This window comes from Streptomyces sp. NPDC005402, assembly GCF_040606575.1.
In the GTDB taxonomy this organism is placed as follows: Bacteria; Actinomycetota; Actinomycetes; order Streptomycetales; family Streptomycetaceae; genus Streptomyces.
Window position 1 is genome coordinate 1 of the sequence record NZ_JBEXFB010000047.1, and the last position, 18,281, is coordinate 18,281.

Genomic DNA, 18,281 nt, shown 5'->3' on the forward strand with positions numbered 1-18,281 from the left:
GTTGAGCGCCACGGCTCCGGTCAGTTCGGGGGTGGTGGGCGCGTACACCGTCTTCGGGCCGAGCCTGAGGCGTACGACATCGCCGTGCCGCCGCAGCCCCGACAGGAAGCTCAGCGGATCACGGACCAGGCGCAGGCCGTGGCCGAGGACGGGGACGCCCCCGCCCGCGAACGGCGGCTCACCCGGCTCGGGAGCCACCGTGGCTTCGGGTTTCACGGATTCGACGGTCATTTCTCACCTGCCGCTTCGTTGTTGACGTACGGGGGCGTGGACCGGTCGTCCCAGCTGTCGACCATGTAACGGCCGGACTCGTGGTGGAACCAGTAGACGGTGCTGAACCAGTTGCGCATATTGCGGACGCAGGTCCGGACCGCGGCGCTCAGTTCCTTTCCTCGCAGGGTGCCGTCGTCGAGGCTGTCGGCGAAAAGGAGGGCGTCGGCCTCGGCCACGAGGAATGCGTCCACGCATTTACCGATCAGCCTTCGCATTTCCCGGATCGCCTCTTCGAGGGTCAGCCCCTCGTGTTTGATGAGACTGATTCCGAGATTGTGGACCTCGTCTCCCGCGATTTCCTTGGGCAGCGAACAGAGGTCGTTGTACCAGGCGGCGAATTCCTGACTCAGCAGGGCCGCCCGCCGGTACGCCGGGTGTTTCCTCACCCCGTCCGGGAGTTCGCATCCCGCGCTCGGCTCCAGCAGATCCGTCCAGATCCGGTGCGCGAAGGTGAGGCGACGCAGTACCAGGTATTCCTCGACCGTGGGAATGGTCCCCCGGGTGCGATTGCGGAACTCCCGGTCGTAGGCCTCGATCACGTCGTGGAAGTGCCCGGCGAACCGGACGTTCCACGTCTGCGGCAGGAACGAGTACAGCCGCACCATGCAGTCGGCGAAGGCGGCGACCAGCGGATCCTCGTGGTGCAGATGATCCCGCGGGGAGTCGAGCGCCGCGTGCAACCGGAACCTCAGCCGCCGCCACGCGCGCGGACGGCGGTGGACGATGTCCCGGTCGTGCCGGTCGTCCCAGACGAAGAACCACGCGCTGTAGTCCGCTATCGCCTGGAGGACCTCGTCGGGGGCGCCGAGGTAGTACCCCGCCATGAGGTCCGTGTAGCACAGTCCGTCGGCATATTCGGCCACCTTGTCCGCCGGCATGAGCCGTTTTTCCAGAAGCCAGGTACGCGTCTTCTCCTGGAGCCTGGGCCAATACGGATGCAGTTGCCTGGGAAACGCTGCCTCGATCACCGGGAGAGAGAGCGACGGTGGAACCGCGATCGCCGTCGGCGTCGATGTGGTGCTGTGTGGGAAAGCAGGCACGAACAAACCCCTTCCAGCCGCCAGTTGCGCATGCCCCTGCCGCTGAACCGGGCGTGCGCCGTTGCGTATCCCCGCACTGCCCATTCAGCACCACAACTGACCATTCTGGGAATGGATTTGCTTCATTCACTACCCCACGGTGTCGAGATTCTCCCCATGTGTGACACACACGAACGGCGCCTGTTCGGGGAGTGATTCCTGAACAGGCGCCGTGCGTACGGGGTTTGTGGGACGTCAGTCGTTGGCGACCACGGGGTAGCGGGGCTCGTTCTCGGCCATCTGCCGCAGCGCGTCCTTGCGTTCGCGCTTGGAGAGCCGGTCGATGTAGAGGTAGCCGTACAGGTGGTCGGTCTCGTGCTGCAGACACCGGGCGAAGTAGCCGGTGCCACGGACCTTGACCGGGTTGCCCTTCTCGTCCTGCCCGGTGACCTCGGCGTAGTCGGGACGGGCGAGCGGCGCGTACGCGGTGGGCACCGACAGACAGCCCTCGTTCGCGTCGTCGAGCCGGCGCTTGTCGGCGGGCAGGTCCACGAGCTTCGGGTTGCAGACGACACCCACGTGCCGCCGGCCCTCGTCGTCCTGGCAGTCGTACACGAAGACCTTCAGGTCGACGCCGATCTGGTTGGCGGCGAGACCGACGCCCTCGGCGGTGCGCTGGCTGGCGAACATGTCCGCCACCAGCTGGTCGAGCTCCGCACCGAACTCGGTGACGTCCTTGCACTCCTTGTGCAGCACGGGGTTCCCGACCACGGTGATGGGCCGCGAGGTGCCGCGCTCACGCCAGGCGCTCTCCCGCTCCTCGGTGTCCTCGGTGTCGATGACGAACCCCTCGTCGTCGACGGGGAGCACGCCCGCGTGCTGCTGATCGGTGTCCTGCTGGGCCATGACCGACGATGCCTTCCTCAAACCAAAACACGGGGTGACTGCGGATACAGGGTAAGGGTGCCGCGCCCTGCGGGGGCGCGGGGAACTGCGCGACCAGCCCCCACCGGCCCGCGGTCGGGCGACGCCCTAGCAGACCTCTTCCAGATCCCGCCAGTCACGAGAATCAGGACTGTCCGCGACCCACCCGTCCAGCAGCCCCCGAACCAGCGAGGCAGGCGCAGCCACCCCGCACTCCCGCTCCGGCACCCACAACTGCCCGTCCGTCCGATGCCCGAGCGGCCCGGGATGCCCCGGCTCACTGTGATCGTGCGGATCAAGATGTTCCCCGTCGCCTTCGTCCGACGGCATCCGTGACTCGGAACACATCCGGCACAGCAGCCGCACCGAAGAGGACCAGTCCTCCGCCGCGAACCCGGCATCCGCGGCCAGCTGCTCCAACGCGTCCCGGTCGGCCTCGGTGGCGGCTTCCAGCAACACCACCCACGTCGGCACCGGCGAAGGCGCCCACAGCTCGATCTCGTCGAACACGGGGTAGGCATGGCCCGACGCGGTCGTGCGCTCGCCGTGCGGCACCCCGTCGTGCAGCACGACCTCGCCCCAGCGCCGTCCCGAGGACGGCAGCGGGATCGACAGCACCTCGATGCGGGCGGGGTCGAGCCGCCGCCCCCAGACCACCTCGGCCTCCCCTTCGGGAGACAGCCGTACGGCCGCACTGCCCAGGTCCATCCCCAGCGGCTCACCCGAAGCCGTGGCACCCCCCGGCACCCGCAGCCCGTACGCCTGCCAGGCGCGCCGGGCCAGCGGCCAGTCCTGGAGGGCGGTGGCGGCGATACCGACGTTCCACCAGTCGGGCGCCCCGGTCTCGCGGTCGAGGAGCGCGACGGCACGCAGGCCCGCGGCCCGCGCCTGCTCCCAGTCGTGCCGGAACTTGTGCAGGAGGGCGAGGTTGAACCAGGACTCGGACAGCCACGGCTCAAGGTCCGCGGCACGTGTCAGCAGCGCGCCCGCGTCCTCGTACCGACCGTCGCCGATCAGCGTGAACGCGCGGTCCGTGGCCTGCCGCCAGGAGGCGGAGGGCCGGTGCCGTCCCTTGCCGAAGATCCTCACGATTCCCGCCTGCCGGTTCCGTCGAGTGGGCTGGCTGTGCCCCCGGACACCCTCTCTCTCGCATCCAACCACGTGTGCTCGGAAGGGCGCTCATTACCCATGGGTTACCCCGTCACGGGCGAGGTCAGACAGTCTCTCGACAGCACCCGGGCCAGCGCCTCCACGACCTCCGGAGCGTAGTCCCCCGCGGTGCCCAGGCGCAGCTCCTCGAGCGCGGTCAGGGGCCCGCCGGGTCCGGCGTCGCGCGTCTTCTCCTCGTACGCGTTCACCGCCCGCACGATCCGCGCGGCCAGCGGCTGCTCCCGGCAAGGGTCGGCCTGCCGCTCCACGACCACGGCGACGGCCGCGTCCACGCCCGTCTGCCGTACGACGGCCCCGCCGAGGAGCGCGATCCGGCGCTGTTCGGCGAGGGGCAGGGCGGCGGTGGCGCCCGCGGGCACCGGGTCGACGAGGCTCAGCTGGCCGATGTCGTGCATGAGGGCGGCGTACTCCAGGACGGTGAGCTCGGGCCGGGACATCCCCAGGTCACGGCCGACCTCCCGGCTGAGCGCGGCGACCCTGCGGGCGTGCCCGGCGGGCGTGTACCCGGCGATCTCGGTGGCGCGGGCGAGGGAGGCGATGGTCTGCCGGTAGGTGCAGCGGACGGCGGCGTACCGGCGGACGGAGAGCTGGGTGAGCAGCAGCGGCACCGAGAAGACGGGCAGCGCCCACAGTCCCGCGACGGCCACCGCGAGCGCCATCACGGCCCCGGTGGCGACGACGGCGGACCCGATGCCGAGCAGGGCCCGCAACTCGTCCCGGAGCAGTGGGCCGAAGGGCCAGCGGGTACGGGAGTGCGCCAGGGCCGCGGCGAGCACGGCGTCGCACAGCGCGGTGAGGGAGAGCAGGGCGAGCAGGAGCAGGGCGTAGGCGGGGCCGCTCCACTGTGTGAACGTCCCCTGGTTGTAGAGGGGTTGGAAGCACACGGCGGCGAACCCGACGGTGAGGACGCGGCGGGCGAGCTGGTCGGCGGTGGGGCCCTGCCCGCGTCCGACGTGCGGCACGCTGCCGACGAGGGAGGCGGCGAGGACGACGGTGACGGCCTGGGCGGCGCCGTGATGCGTGGGCGCGCCGGCGTTCTCGCCGAGCAGGGCGTACGACAGTCCTCCGGCGGCGCCGAGCGGCGCGGCCTCCCTGACGTGGGGGCCGCTGCGCCGGTTGAGCTCACCGACGGTGATCAGCACGCCGAAGGCGAGAGCGGTACCTCGCTCCTCCAGACCGCCCCACAGGACGAAGGCGAGTGAGCCGAGGGCGAGGAGGGCGGCGCAGGTGTGGACGAGGGTGCGGAGCGGCGGCCGACGGAGCGTCCTGGGCGCGCTCACCGGCGTACCCCCGACCGGCCCGCAGAGGTCGGTCGGGGATGTGGCACGCCGGCCTCGTCCGTCTCGTCGGCGGTGACCGCCGGATGCCAGCCGTGCCGGGACAGGGCGCGGACGAGGGCCGTCACCATCCGTGGGTCGAACTGGCTGCCCGCGCACCGCTCCAGCTCCTCCAGCGCGGCACCGACCGGCCGGGCCCGCCGGTAGGAGCGGGTGGACGTCATCGCGTCGAAGGCGTCGGCCACGGCCACCACCCGTGCCGACTCCGGGATCTGACTTCCCATCAGTCCGTACGGATAGCCGCTCCCGTCCAGCCGCTCATGGTGGTGCAGCACGGCGGCCCGGGCCTCTCCGAGGAAGGAGATGCCCCGGACCATCTCGTGCCCGTACTCGGGATGCAGCTCGATGACCCGCCGCTCCTCGGGGGTCAGCGGGCCGTCCTTCCTGAGCAGCCGTGTCGGAACGCCGAGTTTGCCCACGTCGTGCAGGATCCCGGCGAACCGCAGCACCTCGGTCCGGGCGTCGTCCATGCCGAGCTCCCGCGCGATCATCATCGACGCCTGCCCGACCCGCTCGCTGTGCCCGCGCGTGTACTCGTCCTTGATGTCGACGGCCTGCACCAGCGCCCGGATGGTGGCCTGATGCGCGGCCCGCTCCCGGTGGTACTGCGCGAACACCCACCACGACACGAACATCGGCAGCAGCACGAGCAACGCGGGGACGGGACCGTAGGGGCTGCGCCACAGCACGGCCATCATCAGCCCGGCCAGTCCGTGTACGGCGACGGGGGCGAGGGAGCGGAGAAACAGACCGCGCCAGGCCCGCCGTGCCGGAATCCTCTCGGCGAGCGCCAGGATTCCGCCGTCCAGCAGGCTCAGCACCAGGCAGAAGGCGAGCACCGCGGCCCCGGCCGGGACCAGCGCGTACGGGAAGTCGGCGACCACGACCGCGTCCCGGCCGCCCATCGCCCCGTGCACCCGCGCGGCCGCCCACACGCTCACCGCGAGCTGCGCGGCCCGCCAGATCCGGCGCAGCCCGCGCGGGCGCCGCTCGACCGGGGACAGCAGCGCCCCCGGCAGAGCCACGAGGGCGGCGGCCGGGGGCGGCAGGACGAAGGCGCCGGCGAGCAGTACGGGATGGAAGGTGCCGGCGAACCGCCAGCGCGCGGCGGCCTGCTCGCATCCGGCGTACAGCGCGGTGAGCAGGGCGAGCGCCCACCAGGAGGTGCGGACGCCCGGCAGGGGCAGCAGACAGAGCAGTGCGGCAACGGCGACACAGGCGACGTACGCACGCGCGCGTGCCGGCACCGCCTCCATGTAGCCCTCCAGCCCCAGTCCGCACGGCTGCGAGGAGCCTAGGGCGGCGAAGGGAGGCGGTGCGGGGTGATCACCTGCCGATTAGCACGTTCGAGTGAACGACGGCCGCTGCTCAGGACTCCTGCGGAGTCACCGGCGAGGCCGTCACGTCGTGCTCGGGCACGGCCTGTCCCGAGCGGATCAGGTCGAGCCGCCCCAGGACCTTGGCGCGCAGGTCGGTCGGCACGTCGTCGTGACCGCAGCACCGCTTGACGAGCTTCTTCACGGCCTCTTCGAGACCGTACTTCTCCAGGCACGGCGAGCACTCGTTGAAGTGCTGCTTGAACTTGGCGCGATCGACGTCCGGCATCTCGCTGTCGAGGAACTCGTAGAGATGATCGAGTACCTCACTGCAGTCCGTCTCGTGCGGCTCTCCGCAGCTCATGAGCCCGAGCCTTTCGCTTCGTTCGACTCCCCGGCACCGGCCGGGACGAGCCCGCGCTCGCGCGCGTAGTCCTCCAACATGCCGCGCAGTTGACGGCGGCCGCGGTGCAGGCGGGACATCACCGTACCGATGGGTGTCCCCATGATGTCCGCGATCTCCTTGTACGCAAAGCCCTCTACGTCAGCGAGATAGACGGCGATACGGAATTCCTCGGGGATCGCCTGCAGCGCTTCCTTCACGTCCGAGTCGGGCAGGTGGTCGAGCGCCTGCGACTCGGCGGAGCGCAGACCGGTCGACATGTGCGACTCGGCACGCGCGAGCTGCCAGTCCTCGATCTCCTCGGCCGCGGAGCGCTGGGGTTCGCGCTGCTTCTTGCGGTACGAGTTGATGAACGTGTTGGTGAGGATCCGGTACAGCCACGCCTTGAGGTTGGTGCCCTCACGGAACTGGTGGAAGGACGCGTACGCCTTGGCATACGTCTCCTGCACCAGGTCTTCGGCGTCGGCCGGGTTGCGCGTCATGCGCAGCGCGGCCGAGTACATCTGGTCGAGGAATTCGAGCGCGTCCCGCTCGAAGCGCGCGGTGCGCTCCGCAGTGGATTCCGTGCTCGCGCCCTGGCCCTCGGGCTGCTCCGCCTGACCGTTGTCGGTCCCTGCGTCGATCCCAGTGACCGGACCCACCTCCTCAAGATTCCGGGCAGCAACGAAACCGGTGCCACCGGAATTGGAGGATAGACGACTACCCGTCCCGGCCGCCCCCCGAATAGGGGTGGTCTTGGCCGCATGCAGCACCGTCCAGTCCAGGTCAGCGCGGCTGCTACGGCTCGGGCAGAAGGTCGAACCCATGCGGCTGACTTCCTCTCCTACGACGGTCTGCGCTGTTGCTCAGCGCTTCTGTCCGCCTCAACAGAGGTCCGCGGCTCAGCATTCCCGGGACTTCACCCCAGTGACCCGACCCACTTCACGACCGCGTCCGTGATGACCGTCACGGCTTCGTCCTGGGTGATCTCCGCCCGCTTCGGCACGGCGAAGCCGTGATCGCCGTAGGGCACCTCGGCCAGTTCGAAGGAACCGGCCGGGAACTCCTCCGGCTTCCCGAACGGGTCGTTGGCGCCCTGTACGACCAGGGTGGGCACCCCGGATCCGAGCAGCTCGTCGGCGCGCGACTTCTCCGGCTTGCCGGGCGGGTGCAGCGGAAAACTGAGGGCGAGGACGGCCGCGGCGCCCAGCTCCACCGCCGTACGGCAGGCGACCCGGGCCCCGGCGCTGCGCCCGCCGGAGATCACCGGCAGGCCGGGCTCCACCAGCGCGGGCCACAGGCCCCGCCACCCCACGTCCAGCGTCTTCGGCGCGGGAGCGAGCTTCTTGCCGGCCACCCGCCAGGGCTGCTCGACCAGGGCGACGGTCACTTCGTGCCGGGGAAGTACCGCGGCGAGCGCCCGCAGGTCCCGCGCCTCGATGCCGCCGCCCGCGCCATGACTGACGGCCAGCACGAGCCGTGGTTGCTTCGCCGGGTGCCAGGTGATGCGGGCGTCCCCGGTCTCGGTGCTGATGATCTCGGTCTTCACACCTGAAGGCTAGAAGAGGGTGCCCTCTTCCGGCCCGTCCAGCTCCTTCAGCAGCTCCGGCCCGTTGTTGCGGACGTTGCTGACGGTGGTGGAGACCGGGTAGGCGCGCATGAGCCCCTCGGGCGGGGCCGCCAGCAGCGAGCGCAGGTCCTCCACGTCCGTGCGGGACGGGTCGAGCCAGGTGTCCCAGCGGTCCGGGGTGAGCATGAGCGGCATCCGGGGGTGGATGTCGGCGAGGGAGCGCGGTCCGTCGGCCGGGGAGACGCCCAGCGGGCCCGTCTCCGCCTCGGTGGTGATCACGGAGCAGGTCGCCCACCAGGCCTGCGGATGGTCGTCGGGCAGGGTCTTGTCCCGCCAGAACTCGTACAGCCCGGCCATCGCGAACACCGAACCGTCGGCGGGCAGCACGAAGTAGGGCTGCTTCCGCGGCCGCTTCTTCCTCCCCTCGACCTCCAGCTCCCGCTCGCCGGAGCCGGTGACCCACTCGTAGTAGCCGTCGGCCGGGATGATGCAGCGGCGGGTGGCGAAGGCCCTCTTGTACGACGGCTTCTCGTGCACGGTCTCCGCGCGCGCGTTGATCATCCGGGCCGCGCCCTCGGGCGTCTTCGACCAGCTCGGGACCAGCCCCCACTTCAGCTTCCGCAGCTGCCGAACCGGCCGCGGGTCCTCGACGTCCTTGAGAGGGCGGTCGAGGACGGCATAGACCTCCTTGGTCGGGGCCACGTTGTAGTCGGGGTCCAAGGACTCCTCGGGCTCCCTCCCCCAGAGGCTCGACTCCGCTCGCCCTGGGGGGACCCCCATCTCGATCTCAAAGATTCCTGCGAGATCCTCGGGCCCACGACTGGCTGCATACCGTCCGCACATACGTGCCACACTGCCAGACTCCGTACGACGAGAGGGAGCCACCGGGAAACATGGACAGCACCGCATCGACCGCGCTGCCCGACCTCTGGGACCGGCTCATCGGACTGCAACCCGACCCCGACCTGTGGGTGGTGCTGGGCACCATGGTGGCGGCGCTCGCCATAGTGGTCCCCCATACGCTGTGGCGGTTCTCGCGCAACGCCATCACCATCGCCCACGAGGGCGGCCACGGTCTGGTCGCCCTGCTCACCGGACGTCAGCTCAACGGCATACGGCTGCACTCCGACACCAGCGGCCTCACGGTCAGCAGGGGCAAGCCGCACGGCATCGGCATGATCCTCACGGCCGCCGCCGGGTACACCGCTCCCCCGCTGCTCGGTCTGGGCGGCGCCGCCCTGCTCGCCGCCGGCCGGATCACCCTGCTGCTGTGGGCGGCGACGGCCCTGCTGGTGGCGATGCTGGTGATGATCCGCAACGCGTACGGGGCGCTGACGGTGGTGCTCACCGGCGGCACCTTCGTGGTGGTGTCCTGGCTCGCCGGATCCCAGGTGCAGGCCGCGTTCGCGTACGCGGTGGTGTGGTTCCTGCTGCTGGGCGGGGTGCGTCCCGCTTTCGAGCTACAGGCGAAGCGGGCGAGGGGCGGGGCGGGTGACTCGGACGCGGACCAGTTGTCCCGACTGACGCATGTCCCGGCGGGCCTGTGGTTGTTCCTGTTCCACGCGGTGAGCCTGTGCTCGCTGATAGGCGGCGGCAGGTGGCTGTTGCAGGTGTGACCCAGGGGTGCGACCAGCCACGACGGCGCAGCACCCAACCCACGACCCCCCACTAAAGTGAACCCATGGCTTCGAACCCCTCAGACACCGCCCTCTGGCCCGCCCCCCATGCGAGCGCAGCCGTCGACGCGACGGTCCACGTACCGGGGTCGAAGTCAGTCACCAACCGAGCCCTCGTCCTGGCCGCCCTCGCCAGCGAGCCGGGCTGGCTGCGCCGCCCCCTCCGCTCCCGCGACACCCTCCTGATGGCGGCCGCCCTCCGCGAGATGGGCGTGGGAATCGAAGAAGGCGTGGGCCCCGACGGCACCGGTGAGACCTGGCGCGTCCTGCCCGCCGGTCTCCGCGGCCCGGCCACGGTGGACGTCGGCAACGCCGGCACCGTCATGCGCTTCCTCCCGCCCGTCGCCGCCCTCGCCGACGGCGAGATCCGCTTCGACGGCGACCCGAGGTCGTACGTACGCCCGCTGACCGGTGTGATCGACGCCCTGCGCGTCCTCGGCGCCCGCATCGACGACGACGGCCGCGGCGCGCTGCCGCTCACGGTGCACGGCGGGGGCGCCCTGGACGGCGGGCCGGTCGAGATCGACGCGTCCTCGTCGTCCCAGTTCGTGTCGGCGCTCCTGCTCTCCGGCCCGCGCTTCAACCAAGGCGTCGAGGTCCGGCACGTGGGTTCGGCCCTGCCCTCCATGCCGCACATCCGGATGACCGTGGACATGCTGCGCGCGGTGGGCGCCCAGGTGGACACCCCGGAGTCGGGCGGCGAGCCGAACGTCTGGCGGGTCACGCCGGGCGCCCTGCTGGGCCGCGACCTCACCGTCGAGCCCGACCTCTCCAACGCCCAGCCGTTCCTGGCGGCCGCCCTGGTGACCGGCGGCAAGGTCGTGATCCCGGACTGGCCGGCCCGGACCACCCAGCCCGGGGACCGGCTGCGCGAGATCTTCACCGAGATGGGCGGTTCCTGCGAACTCACCGATTACGGCCTGGTGTTCACCGGTTCGGGTGCGATCCACGGCATCGATGTCGACCTCGGCGAGGTCGGCGAGCTGACCCCCGGCATCGCGGCCGTGGCAGCCCTCGCGGACTCCCCCTCCACCCTGCGCGGGGTGGCCCACCTGCGCCTGCACGAGACGGACCGGCTGGCCGCGCTCACCAAGGAGATCAACGAACTCGGCGGTGACGTCACCGAGACGGCCGACGGCCTGCACATCCGCCCGCGCCGGCTGCACGGCGGGATCTTCCACACCTACGAGGACCACCGCATGGCCACGGCAGGCGCGATCATCGGCCTCGCGGTCGAGGGCGTACAGATCGAGAACGTCGCGACGACGGCCAAGACCCTGCCGGACTTCCCGGACATGTGGAGCGGGATGCTCGGGAGCGAGAAGGCGTAGGGGACTCACCGCCATGCGCCGCTACGGCAAGCACACCGACGAGGACGACATCCGCAGCCGCCCGAACCGCAAGGGCAACCGGCCACGTACGAACATCCGCCCCAAGCACGAGGAAGCGGTCGAGGGCATGGTCCTCACCGTCGACCGGGGCCGTCTGACCTGTCTGGTCGACGACAGGGTCGTCATGGCGATGAAGGCCCGCGAACTGGGCCGCAAGGCCGCGGTCGTCGGGGACCGCGTGGACATCGTCGGCGACCTCTCCGGCGAGAAGGACACCCTGGCCCGCATCGTCCGCATCTCGCCACGCACCTCGGTCCTGCGCCGCACGGCCGACGACGACGATCCCTACGAGCGCGTGGTCGTCGCCAACGCCGACCAGCTCGCCATCGTCACGGCCCTCGCCGACCCGGAACCCCGCCCCCGCCTCATCGACCGCTGCCTGGTGGCGGCCTTCGACGGCGGCCTGACCCCGCTCCTGGTCCTGACGAAGTCGGACCTGGCCCAGCCCGACAAGCTGCTGGAGCTGTACGGCCACCTGGACATCCCGTACGTCGTCACCAGCCGCGAGGAGTTGGAGAGGGGCGGCGCGGCGGACGTGGTGCGCGAGCACCTCGACGGCAAGATCACCGCCTTCGTCGGTCACTCCGGCGTGGGCAAGACGACACTGGTCAACACGCTGGTACCGGTGGAGCAGCGCCGTGTGACGGGTCATGTGAACGCGGTGACCGGCCGCGGCCGCCACACCACGACCTCGGCGCTGGCGCTTCCCCTGGCGGGCGACGCCGGCTGGGTGATCGACACCCCCGGCGTACGGTCGTTCGGCCTCCACCACGTGGATCCCTCCCGCGTGATCCTCGCCTTTCCCGACCTGGTACCGGGGACCGAGGGCTGTCCCCGCGCGTGCAGTCATGACGAGCCGGACTGCGCGCTGGACGCGTGGGTGGCCGAGGGCCACGCCGACCCGGCCCGGCTGTACTCCCTGCGGCGGCTGCTCTCGACGCGGGAGCGCACGGAGGGCGACTGAGAGGGCGCCGGAGGCGACTGACCTCCGCGTTGTTTGGCTGTACCCGAGTTCGGTAAGTGCATAATCGCACCGAGCCGGGCAGGCGGCCGGACATACGGGAGGACAGCACATGGCGTGGCTGCTGGTGGTGGTGGCCGGGTTGCTGGAGACCGGTTTCGCCGTGTGTCTGAAGCTCTCCCACGGTTTCACCCGGCTGTGGCCCACGGTCGCGTTCTGCATCTTCGCCCTCGGCAGCTTCGGCCTGCTGACCCTGTCCCTGAGGAAGCTGGACGTCGGTCCCGCCTACGCGGTGTGGACCGGCATCGGCGCGGCGGGCACCGCGATCTACGGGATGATCTTCCTCGACGACCTGGTGTCGACCCTGAAGATCGTCTCGATCAGTCTGGTGATCATCGGGGTGATCGGACTCCAGCTGTCGGGCTCGCAACACTAGGCACGGTTCACACCGGCTGCCGGTGCAGCACGCTCCGCACCAGGTCGGCGACCCCGCCCTCACCCGGCGGGGCAGCCACGCAGGACAGGGCGAGCCGGACGGCGAGTTCGCAGGAGCGGACGAGGTCGGGGACGTCCGACTTGTGGACGCCGGGGCCGGAGAGGGCTGAGACGGCGCGGTCGCGCACCAGTGCCACGAAGTCGCCGGGTGACGGCAGCTGTCCGTCGGCCCGGCGCTGTGCCGGAACGGCGGAGGAGGACGGCACCGGCGAGAGCGGCGGCGAGGGCAGCCGCTCGCTCCAGCAGCCGGTGAGCATGGCCCGTACCAGCGCGTTCTCCCGGGCGGAGGCGGTGGTCCACTCGGCGGTCGCGGTCAGCCGCTCCCGGGCGTCGCCGTGTGTGGTGAGCGCCCGGTCGACGCCGACGAGATACCCGTCGGCCTCTCGTCTCACCAGCGCGCGGGCCAGCCCTTCCTTGCTCCCGAACTCGTTGTACAGCGTCTGCCGGGACACTCCGGCCGTCGCCGCGACGTCCACCATCCTCACGGCGGACCACGGCCGACGCGCCAACGCCGCATAAGCGGCATCCAGCAGCGATTCCCGCGCAGCAGGCATCATCGCCTCCCAGGGAGCAAGCAGCTCTGCGCCCAGATTTGACGCGCGCGGGGGCACTGTCAAGGGTGCGCGAGCGCATGCACCCACTCATGGGGGCGCGGGGAACCACGCGATCGACCACGACGCGCCCGCAGCCGGCCCGCCACCGACCCGGCACCCCCTTCGCACTGTCCACACTGCGGCCCTGGTAGCCCCGTACAGGCACCCCCGGATACCGTTCGCACCATGCCGGACTACCTCGACGACCTCCGCTTCGCCCACGTCCTCGCGGACGCGGCCGACGCGACCACCATGGACCGCTTCAAGGCACTGGACCTCAAGGTCGAGACAAAGCCGGACATGACCCCGGTCAGTGAGGCGGACAAGGCGGCGGAAGAACTGATCCGAGGCCACCTCAAGCGCGCCCGCCCCCGCGACGCCATCCTCGGCGAGGAGTACGGCATCGAGGGCACCGGCCCGCGCCGGTGGGTCATCGACCCCATCGACGGCACCAAGAACTACGTCCGGGGCGTCCCTGTCTGGGCCACCCTGATCTCCCTGATGGAAGCGGCGGAGGGCGGCTACCAGCCCGTCGTCGGCGTGGTCTCCGCCCCCGCCCTCGGCCGTCGCTGGTGGGCCGCGAAGGGCAACGGCGCGTTCAGCGGCCGCAGTCTCACCTCCGCCTCCCGCCTCCACGTCTCCAAGGTCGGCAGGCTCTCGGACGCCTCCTTCGCGTACTCCTCCCTCACCGGCTGGGAGGACCAGGGCCGACTGGGCGGCTTCCTGGACCTGACCCGCGAGGTGTGGCGCACGCGCGCGTACGGCGACTTCTGGCCGTACATGATGGTCGCCGAGGGCTCGGTCGATCTCTGCGCGGAACCGGAGCTGTCCCTCTGGGACATGGCCGCGAACGCGATCGTCGTCACGGAGGCCGGCGGCACCTTCACCGGCCTCGACGGCCGCCCGGGCCCGCACAGCGGCAACGCCGCCGCCTCCAACGGCCTGCTCCACGACGAGTTCCTGGGTTACCTCAACGAGCGCTACTGACGGCGCGGAGCACTGCCGGGAAGCACATCTGAGCGCGCACGCCCTCAATCGGCGACACGCGCCCTCTTGTTGACCCCCGCTTTACCTGCCACCCTGAGGGAACCCTCATTTGTGAACTTGTGAACCAATGAACGAACTCATTGGTCTCCCAGGAGGTGACTGCGAACCCATGCTCGTCCGCGACGCCATGAGCACGGTGGTCCTCACCATCGGCCCCGCCCATACACTCCGCCAGGCCGCCGCCCTGATGTCCGCCCGCCGGGTGGGCGCGGCGGTGGTCCTCGACCCCGACGGCACCGGCACCGGCATTCTGACCGAGCGCGACATCCTGAACTCCGTAGGCCTGGGCGAGAGCCCCGACACGGAGTACGTCCACGCCCACACCACCACCGACGTCGTCTTCGCCACCCCGACCTGGACCCTGGAGGAGGCCGCGCAGGCGATGACCCACGGCGGCTTCCGGCACCTCATCGTCCTGGACCACGGGGAGCCCGCGGGCATCGTCTCGGTCCGCGACATCATCCGCTGCTGGGCGCCGGCACGACAGCGCGTACCGGCCACCACCGCATCACATTAGATCTAGTCCAAAACAAGTAGCTCTCCAAACTCACACCCGTTCGGATTCTGGTCTCCAGCTGTTAAGCTGGTGCGCATGAGCGACCTTTTGGAACGACTGCGCGGCCGCGGATGGCGGATGACCGCACAGCGGCGCGTCGTGGCCGAGGTCCTCGACGGCGAACACGTCCACCTGACGGCCGACGAGGTCCACGCACGCGCCGTGGCCAAGCTGCCCGAGATCTCCCGGGCGACCGTCTACAACACGCTGGGCGAGCTGGTCTCCCTCGGCGAGGTGCTCGAAGTCGCCACCGACAAGCGCGCCAAGAGGTACGACCCGAACGCCCACCGGCCGCACCACCACCTGGTCTGCGCCCAGTGCGGCGCCATCCGGGACGTGCACCCCACGGGCAACCCGCTGGCCGAGCTCCCCGACTCGGAGCGCTTCGGCTTCACCGTCTCGGGCGTCGAGGTGACGTACCGCGGCGTGTGCCCGAACTGCGCGGCGGCGTAACAGCCTTCACCGAAGCCCCGGCATCCCTGGCGGACGCCGGGGCTTTGTGCTGCCCACAGGGTTCCTCAATCTGACGGACCGTCATATCGTCGTGCGGCCACCCCTCTCCGTACCGAACTCCGCAAGGAGCAACCGTGGGAGATCCGCACCCCGAACCCACCGCGGGACAATCGCCACCGCACCCCGCCCCGGACCATCCGCGCCCCACACTCCACGCCACCGGCCTGACCCGCACCTTCGGCCGCCCGCCCCGCTCCGTCGCCGCCCTCGGCCCGCTCGACCTCAGCGTCGCCCCCGGCGAGTTCGTCTGCCTGGTCGGCCCCTCCGGCTGCGGCAAGTCGACGCTGCTGCGCATCGCCGCGGGCCTGCTCCGCCCGAGCAAGGGCACCCTGGAGATCCGGACGACCGCACCGCGCCCGGCCGCCATGATCTTCCAGGACTACGGCATCTACGACTGGAAGTCCGTCCGCGCCAACGTCCGCTTCGGCCTGGACATCCAGCGCGTCCCGCGCCGCGAGGCGAACAGCCGGGCCGACGAGTGGCTGGCCCGCATGGGCCTGTCCGACTTCGCCGACGTCTACCCGGCGACCCTCTCGGGAGGCATGCGCCAGCGTGTCGCCATCGCGCGGGCCCTGGCCGTGGAACCGGAACTCCTGCTGATGGACGAGCCGTTCGCCGCACTGGACGCCCAACTCCGCATGATCCTCCAGGACGAGCTGCTGGAGATCACCCAGACCCTGCGCACCACCACCCTGTTCATCACCCACAGCCTGGAGGAGGCGATCGTCCTGGGCGACCGGGTCCTGGTGATGTCCGCACGCCCCGGCCGCCTCATCGCCGAACACCGCCCGCCCTTCCCCCGCCCACGCACAGGCGACATCCGCTCGTCCCCCGAATTCACGTCCCTGAAGAGCGAGTTGTGGGACCTGCTGCGCAAGGAGGCGATACCGGCATGACGACCGTGGCTCCCGAGAAGGTCTCCGTCCTCGTGCGCCGCCCGGGCCCGGAAGAGCTGCACCCGGTACGCACCCACCGCCGCAGACGAGCCCTGGAACTGACCCTGGCGACAGCCGTCCCGCTGCTCCTGGTCCTCCTGTGGCAACTGGCCGCCACCCAGGCCTGGCTGGACGACCGCGTCTACCCGGCCCCCTCCACGATCCTCGCCGACGGCTGGGACCGGGCGGCCGCCGGCGACCTGTGGCCCGACGTGTGGGCCACCCTGAAACGCGTCCTGGCGGGCTGCGCGCTCGGCACGGCCACGGGCTACGCGCTGGGCCTCCTGATGGGCTCGCTGCCCCTGGTACGAGCAGCCCTGGAACCCCTCCTGGACGCCCTGTACGTCGTTCCGAAACTGGCCCTGCTCCCCGTCTTCCTCAACATGTTCGGCCTCGGCGAGGGCCCCCAGATCGCCCTGGTCGCGACGACGGTGTTCTTCTTCGTATGGATCTCGACCATGTCGGCGGTGATCTCGATCCCCTCCGGCCACCGCGACGCGGGCCAGGTCTTCGGCGCCTCCCCGTGGCAGATGTTCCGCCATGTCCTCCTGCCCGCCTCCCTGCCCTCCGTCCTGGTCGGCGCCCGGATCGCGGCGGGCGTGGCGGTCCTGGTGATCGTCGCCTCGGAGCAGATCGCCGCGACGAACGGCCTGGGTCACCTGATCTTCGACTCGCGCGCACTGTTCCAGAACGACGTGATGTTCGTCGGCATCGTCTGCGTGGCCGTCCTCGGAGTCCTCTTCTCCGAACTGGTCCGCATCCTGGGCCGCCTGCTCACCCCGTGGGCACCGAGGGACCGCGGAAGGAGCCAATCGTGAGAACACACTTCTACGGCGCAGCGCTCACCGCAGTCGTCCTGCTGACGTCGACAGCCTGCACGGCGTCACACGACACGAGGAGCCCGGAGTCGAGGGCGGGCGGGGGCGGGACCCGGACCGTCCGTCCGGTGGCGGGCTGCGACGCCGGCTCCTGGACGGACCCCGCCGACCTCTCCCCGACCCGCACCCCGGCCCGCTGCGAGCCCGGCACCCCCGCTCCCCAGCCCCTGCCGAAACCGCGCAAGCTCACGATCGCGACGGGCACGCTGAGCGCCGAGTACGTGGCGCCGCTCCAGGTCGCGCTGGACAAGGGCGAGTTCAAGAAGGAGGGCCTGGATGTCACGCTGAAGGTACTGCCGACCCCCGACTCGCTCCCGCTCCTCGCCAAGGGTGACATCGACGCACTGTGGGCGGCTCCCGAGGCGGCGGTCATGAACGGCGTCCGGGGCGGTTTCGACATCCGCTGGGTCGCGGCGAACTTCTCGCCCGACCCGAAGTCGAAGAGCGGCCTGTGGGTCCGGCTGGAGGACGGCGAGAGCGGCGACCAGGTGCGGATGGCCGGCCGCAGGATGGGCACGATGATCGGCAAGGGCTCGGTGATCGCGTACCCCATGGAGAAGGCCCTCGACCAGCACGGTGGCGGCCTCGACGAGATCCAGTACCAGCAGCTCGGTTCGGCCGACGTCCTCACGGCCCTCCAGAACGGCGGCGTCGACTCGGCCTGGCTCGTCGACCCGGTCTGGCGCAGGGTCGACGGCAGGCCCGGCTACGCCTTCCTGGGCGGCCAGCCGCTCGGCGAGCCCCTGGGCGGCATGCTCTACGGTCCCGGCCTGCTGGCCGACGACGTGGACGCGGGGGTCGCCCTGCTGCGGGCGTACATCCGCACGGTGAACACCTGGTTCGCAGCCGACTACAAGTCGGATGCGACCTTCGTCACCTACCTGGCGAAGCTCCTGAAGACCGACGAGGCGATCCTCAGGTCCACCCCGTCCCTGCGCATGGACTGGGAGATCCGCGCGGGCACGACGGACCGGTTGCAGGCGGCGTACAAGGCACAGGGCGTGGCCGAGGGAGAGCCCCTGCCGGAGTCGCGGACGGTGAACAGAACGCTGTACGAGGAGGCGGTGGGCCATCGCCCCTGAAAAAAACCGAAGGCCGGAACCCTTTCGGATTCCGGCCCTCGGCCTTCAGTAGCGGGGACAGGATTTGAACCTGCGACCTCTGGGTTATGAGCCCAGCGAGCTACCGAGCTGCTCCACCCCGCGGCGATGAATGCAACGTTACGTGAAGGGGGAGGCCAGAGGC

20 protein-coding genes, 1 tRNA gene and 1 pseudogene are annotated in these 18,281 nt (G+C 70.7%); 10 read left to right on the plus strand and 12 right to left on the minus strand.

What is annotated here, in order from left to right:
• The 10 genes and pseudogenes from ABZT02_RS43950 to ABZT02_RS43995 form a co-directional block, all read right to left on the minus strand.
• Positions 1-231: pseudogene (locus ABZT02_RS43950) on the minus strand (cytochrome P450); the annotation flags it as partial.
• Positions 228-1,313 carry an epi-isozizaene synthase gene (gene cyc1, locus ABZT02_RS43955; protein WP_356028626.1) on the minus strand — a complete coding sequence of 362 codons (1,086 nt, stop codon included), beginning with the start codon at positions 1,311-1,313 and terminating at the stop codon, positions 228-230. The gene cyc1 and the pseudogene ABZT02_RS43950, both read right to left, overlap by 4 nt.
• A gap of 234 nt (positions 1,314-1,547) precedes the next feature.
• Positions 1,548-2,198 carry a peptide deformylase gene (gene def, locus ABZT02_RS43960; protein ID WP_356028628.1) on the minus strand — a complete coding sequence of 217 codons (651 nt, stop codon included), beginning with the start codon at positions 2,196-2,198 and terminating at the stop codon, positions 1,548-1,550.
• Between the two features lie 126 nt (positions 2,199-2,324).
• Complete coding sequence (locus tag ABZT02_RS43965) at positions 2,325-3,305, minus strand: hypothetical protein (protein ID WP_020119821.1); 981 nt, start codon at positions 3,303-3,305, stop codon at positions 2,325-2,327.
• Positions 3,306-3,409: 104 nt separating this feature from the next.
• Positions 3,410-4,666, minus strand: coding sequence for an HD domain-containing protein (locus ABZT02_RS43970; protein WP_356028631.1), 1,257 nt, complete (start codon positions 4,664-4,666; stop codon positions 3,410-3,412).
• Positions 4,663-5,979 carry an HD-GYP domain-containing protein gene (locus ABZT02_RS43975; protein ID WP_356028637.1) on the minus strand — a complete coding sequence of 439 codons (1,317 nt, stop codon included), beginning with the start codon at positions 5,977-5,979 and terminating at the stop codon, positions 4,663-4,665. Before ABZT02_RS43975 ends, ABZT02_RS43970 begins: the two co-directional genes overlap by 4 nt.
• Before the next feature lie 112 nt (positions 5,980-6,091).
• Entirely contained in the window at positions 6,092-6,403 is a 312-nt protein-coding gene (gene rsrA, locus ABZT02_RS43980) for a mycothiol system anti-sigma-R factor (protein WP_125189785.1), read from the minus strand.
• Entirely contained in the window at positions 6,400-7,083 is a 684-nt protein-coding gene (gene sigR / locus ABZT02_RS43985; protein WP_007384596.1) for an RNA polymerase sigma factor SigR, read from the minus strand. The genes rsrA and sigR overlap by 4 nt, the downstream gene beginning before the upstream one ends.
• Positions 7,084-7,340: 257 nt before the next feature.
• On the minus strand, positions 7,341-7,970 hold the full coding sequence (locus ABZT02_RS43990) for an alpha/beta family hydrolase (RefSeq protein WP_356028640.1): 630 nt from the start codon (positions 7,968-7,970) through the stop codon (positions 7,341-7,343).
• A 9-nt stretch (positions 7,971-7,979) separates the two neighbouring features.
• The gene (locus tag ABZT02_RS43995; RefSeq protein ID WP_356028643.1) at positions 7,980-8,834 is read right to left on the minus strand and encodes an SOS response-associated peptidase; all 855 of its coding nucleotides are present in this window, start codon (positions 8,832-8,834) and stop codon (positions 7,980-7,982) included.
• Between the two features lie 50 nt (positions 8,835-8,884).
• Here ABZT02_RS43995 and ABZT02_RS44000 point away from each other — a divergent pair, with 50 nt between their 5' ends.
• The 4 genes from ABZT02_RS44000 (at position 8,885) to ABZT02_RS44015 (ending at position 12,455) form a co-directional block, all read left to right on the plus strand.
• The gene (locus tag ABZT02_RS44000; protein ID WP_356028646.1) at positions 8,885-9,607 is read left to right on the plus strand and encodes a M50 family metallopeptidase; all 723 of its coding nucleotides are present in this window, start codon (positions 8,885-8,887) and stop codon (positions 9,605-9,607) included.
• A gap of 65 nt (positions 9,608-9,672) precedes the next feature.
• Positions 9,673-10,998: a 3-phosphoshikimate 1-carboxyvinyltransferase gene (aroA, locus tag ABZT02_RS44005; RefSeq protein WP_356028648.1), complete on the plus strand. Its 1,326-nt coding sequence runs from the start codon at positions 9,673-9,675 to the stop codon at positions 10,996-10,998.
• 13 nt (positions 10,999-11,011) lie between these two features.
• Positions 11,012-12,022 (plus strand): ribosome small subunit-dependent GTPase A, encoded by a 1,011-nt coding sequence (gene rsgA / locus ABZT02_RS44010; protein WP_356028651.1) that lies wholly within the window; start codon positions 11,012-11,014, stop codon positions 12,020-12,022.
• Between the two features lie 109 nt (positions 12,023-12,131).
• Positions 12,132-12,455, plus strand: coding sequence for a multidrug efflux SMR transporter (locus ABZT02_RS44015; protein ID WP_355751143.1), 324 nt, complete (start codon positions 12,132-12,134; stop codon positions 12,453-12,455).
• A 7-nt stretch (positions 12,456-12,462) separates the two neighbouring features.
• Here ABZT02_RS44015 and ABZT02_RS44020 read toward each other — a convergent pair whose 3' ends face one another.
• Positions 12,463-13,071 carry a TetR/AcrR family transcriptional regulator gene (locus ABZT02_RS44020; protein ID WP_356028653.1) on the minus strand — a complete coding sequence of 203 codons (609 nt, stop codon included), beginning with the start codon at positions 13,069-13,071 and terminating at the stop codon, positions 12,463-12,465.
• Between the two features lie 222 nt (positions 13,072-13,293).
• On the opposite strand from ABZT02_RS44020, the gene hisN reads away from it, so the two are divergent.
• The 6 genes from hisN to ABZT02_RS44050 all read left to right on the plus strand — a co-directional run bounded on the left by hisN (position 13,294) and on the right by ABZT02_RS44050 (position 18,118).
• The gene (gene hisN / locus ABZT02_RS44025) at positions 13,294-14,094 is read left to right on the plus strand and encodes a histidinol-phosphatase (RefSeq protein WP_355743120.1); all 801 of its coding nucleotides are present in this window, start codon (positions 13,294-13,296) and stop codon (positions 14,092-14,094) included.
• A 169-nt stretch (positions 14,095-14,263) separates the two neighbouring features.
• Positions 14,264-14,671, plus strand: coding sequence for a CBS domain-containing protein (locus ABZT02_RS44030; RefSeq protein WP_356028656.1), 408 nt, complete (start codon positions 14,264-14,266; stop codon positions 14,669-14,671).
• A 75-nt stretch (positions 14,672-14,746) separates the two neighbouring features.
• Positions 14,747-15,163 (plus strand): Fur family transcriptional regulator, encoded by a 417-nt coding sequence (locus ABZT02_RS44035; protein ID WP_356028658.1) that lies wholly within the window; start codon positions 14,747-14,749, stop codon positions 15,161-15,163.
• Positions 15,164-15,387: 224 nt separating this feature from the next.
• A complete protein-coding gene (locus tag ABZT02_RS44040) occupies positions 15,388-16,119 on the plus strand; it encodes an ABC transporter ATP-binding protein (protein WP_356028705.1) in 732 nt (243 codons plus the stop codon).
• Positions 16,116-16,976 (plus strand): ABC transporter permease, encoded by an 861-nt coding sequence (locus ABZT02_RS44045; RefSeq protein WP_356028661.1) that lies wholly within the window; start codon positions 16,116-16,118, stop codon positions 16,974-16,976. Before ABZT02_RS44040 ends, ABZT02_RS44045 begins: the two co-directional genes overlap by 4 nt.
• The gene (locus ABZT02_RS44050) at positions 16,973-18,118 is read left to right on the plus strand and encodes an ABC transporter substrate-binding protein (protein WP_356028663.1); all 1,146 of its coding nucleotides are present in this window, start codon (positions 16,973-16,975) and stop codon (positions 18,116-18,118) included. The genes ABZT02_RS44045 and ABZT02_RS44050 overlap by 4 nt, the downstream gene beginning before the upstream one ends.
• A 49-nt stretch (positions 18,119-18,167) precedes the next feature.
• Here ABZT02_RS44050 and ABZT02_RS44055 read toward each other — a convergent pair.
• Positions 18,168-18,241, minus strand: a tRNA-Met gene (locus ABZT02_RS44055).
• Between the last annotated feature and the right edge of the window lie 40 nt (positions 18,242-18,281).

Excerpts from the sequence above, each read along its gene's own strand:
- ABZT02_RS44015 (WP_355751143.1), top strand. The coding sequence starts at position 12,132 with ATGGCGTGGCTGCTGGTGGTGGTGGCCGGGTTGCTGGAGACCGGTTTC.
- hisN (WP_355743120.1), top strand. The coding sequence starts at position 13,294 with ATGCCGGACTACCTCGACGACCTCCGCTTCGCCCACGTCCTCGCGGAC.
- ABZT02_RS44020 (WP_356028653.1), bottom strand. The coding sequence starts at position 13,071 with ATGATGCCTGCTGCGCGGGAATCGCTGCTGGATGCCGCTTATGCGGCG.
- rsgA (WP_356028651.1), top strand. The coding sequence starts at position 11,012 with ATGCGCCGCTACGGCAAGCACACCGACGAGGACGACATCCGCAGCCGC.
- ABZT02_RS44035 (WP_356028658.1), top strand. The coding sequence starts at position 14,747 with ATGAGCGACCTTTTGGAACGACTGCGCGGCCGCGGATGGCGGATGACC.
- aroA (WP_356028648.1), top strand. The coding sequence starts at position 9,673 with ATGGCTTCGAACCCCTCAGACACCGCCCTCTGGCCCGCCCCCCATGCG.
- rsrA (WP_125189785.1), bottom strand. The coding sequence starts at position 6,403 with ATGAGCTGCGGAGAGCCGCACGAGACGGACTGCAGTGAGGTACTCGAT.
- def (WP_356028628.1), bottom strand. The coding sequence starts at position 2,198 with ATGGCCCAGCAGGACACCGATCAGCAGCACGCGGGCGTGCTCCCCGTC.
- ABZT02_RS43975 (WP_356028637.1), bottom strand. The coding sequence starts at position 5,979 with ATGGAGGCGGTGCCGGCACGCGCGCGTGCGTACGTCGCCTGTGTCGCC.
- ABZT02_RS44000 (WP_356028646.1), top strand. The coding sequence starts at position 8,885 with ATGGACAGCACCGCATCGACCGCGCTGCCCGACCTCTGGGACCGGCTC.
- ABZT02_RS44030 (WP_356028656.1), top strand. The coding sequence starts at position 14,264 with ATGCTCGTCCGCGACGCCATGAGCACGGTGGTCCTCACCATCGGCCCC.
- ABZT02_RS43995 (WP_356028643.1), bottom strand. The coding sequence starts at position 8,834 with ATGTGCGGACGGTATGCAGCCAGTCGTGGGCCCGAGGATCTCGCAGGA.
- ABZT02_RS44045 (WP_356028661.1), top strand. The coding sequence starts at position 16,116 with ATGACGACCGTGGCTCCCGAGAAGGTCTCCGTCCTCGTGCGCCGCCCG.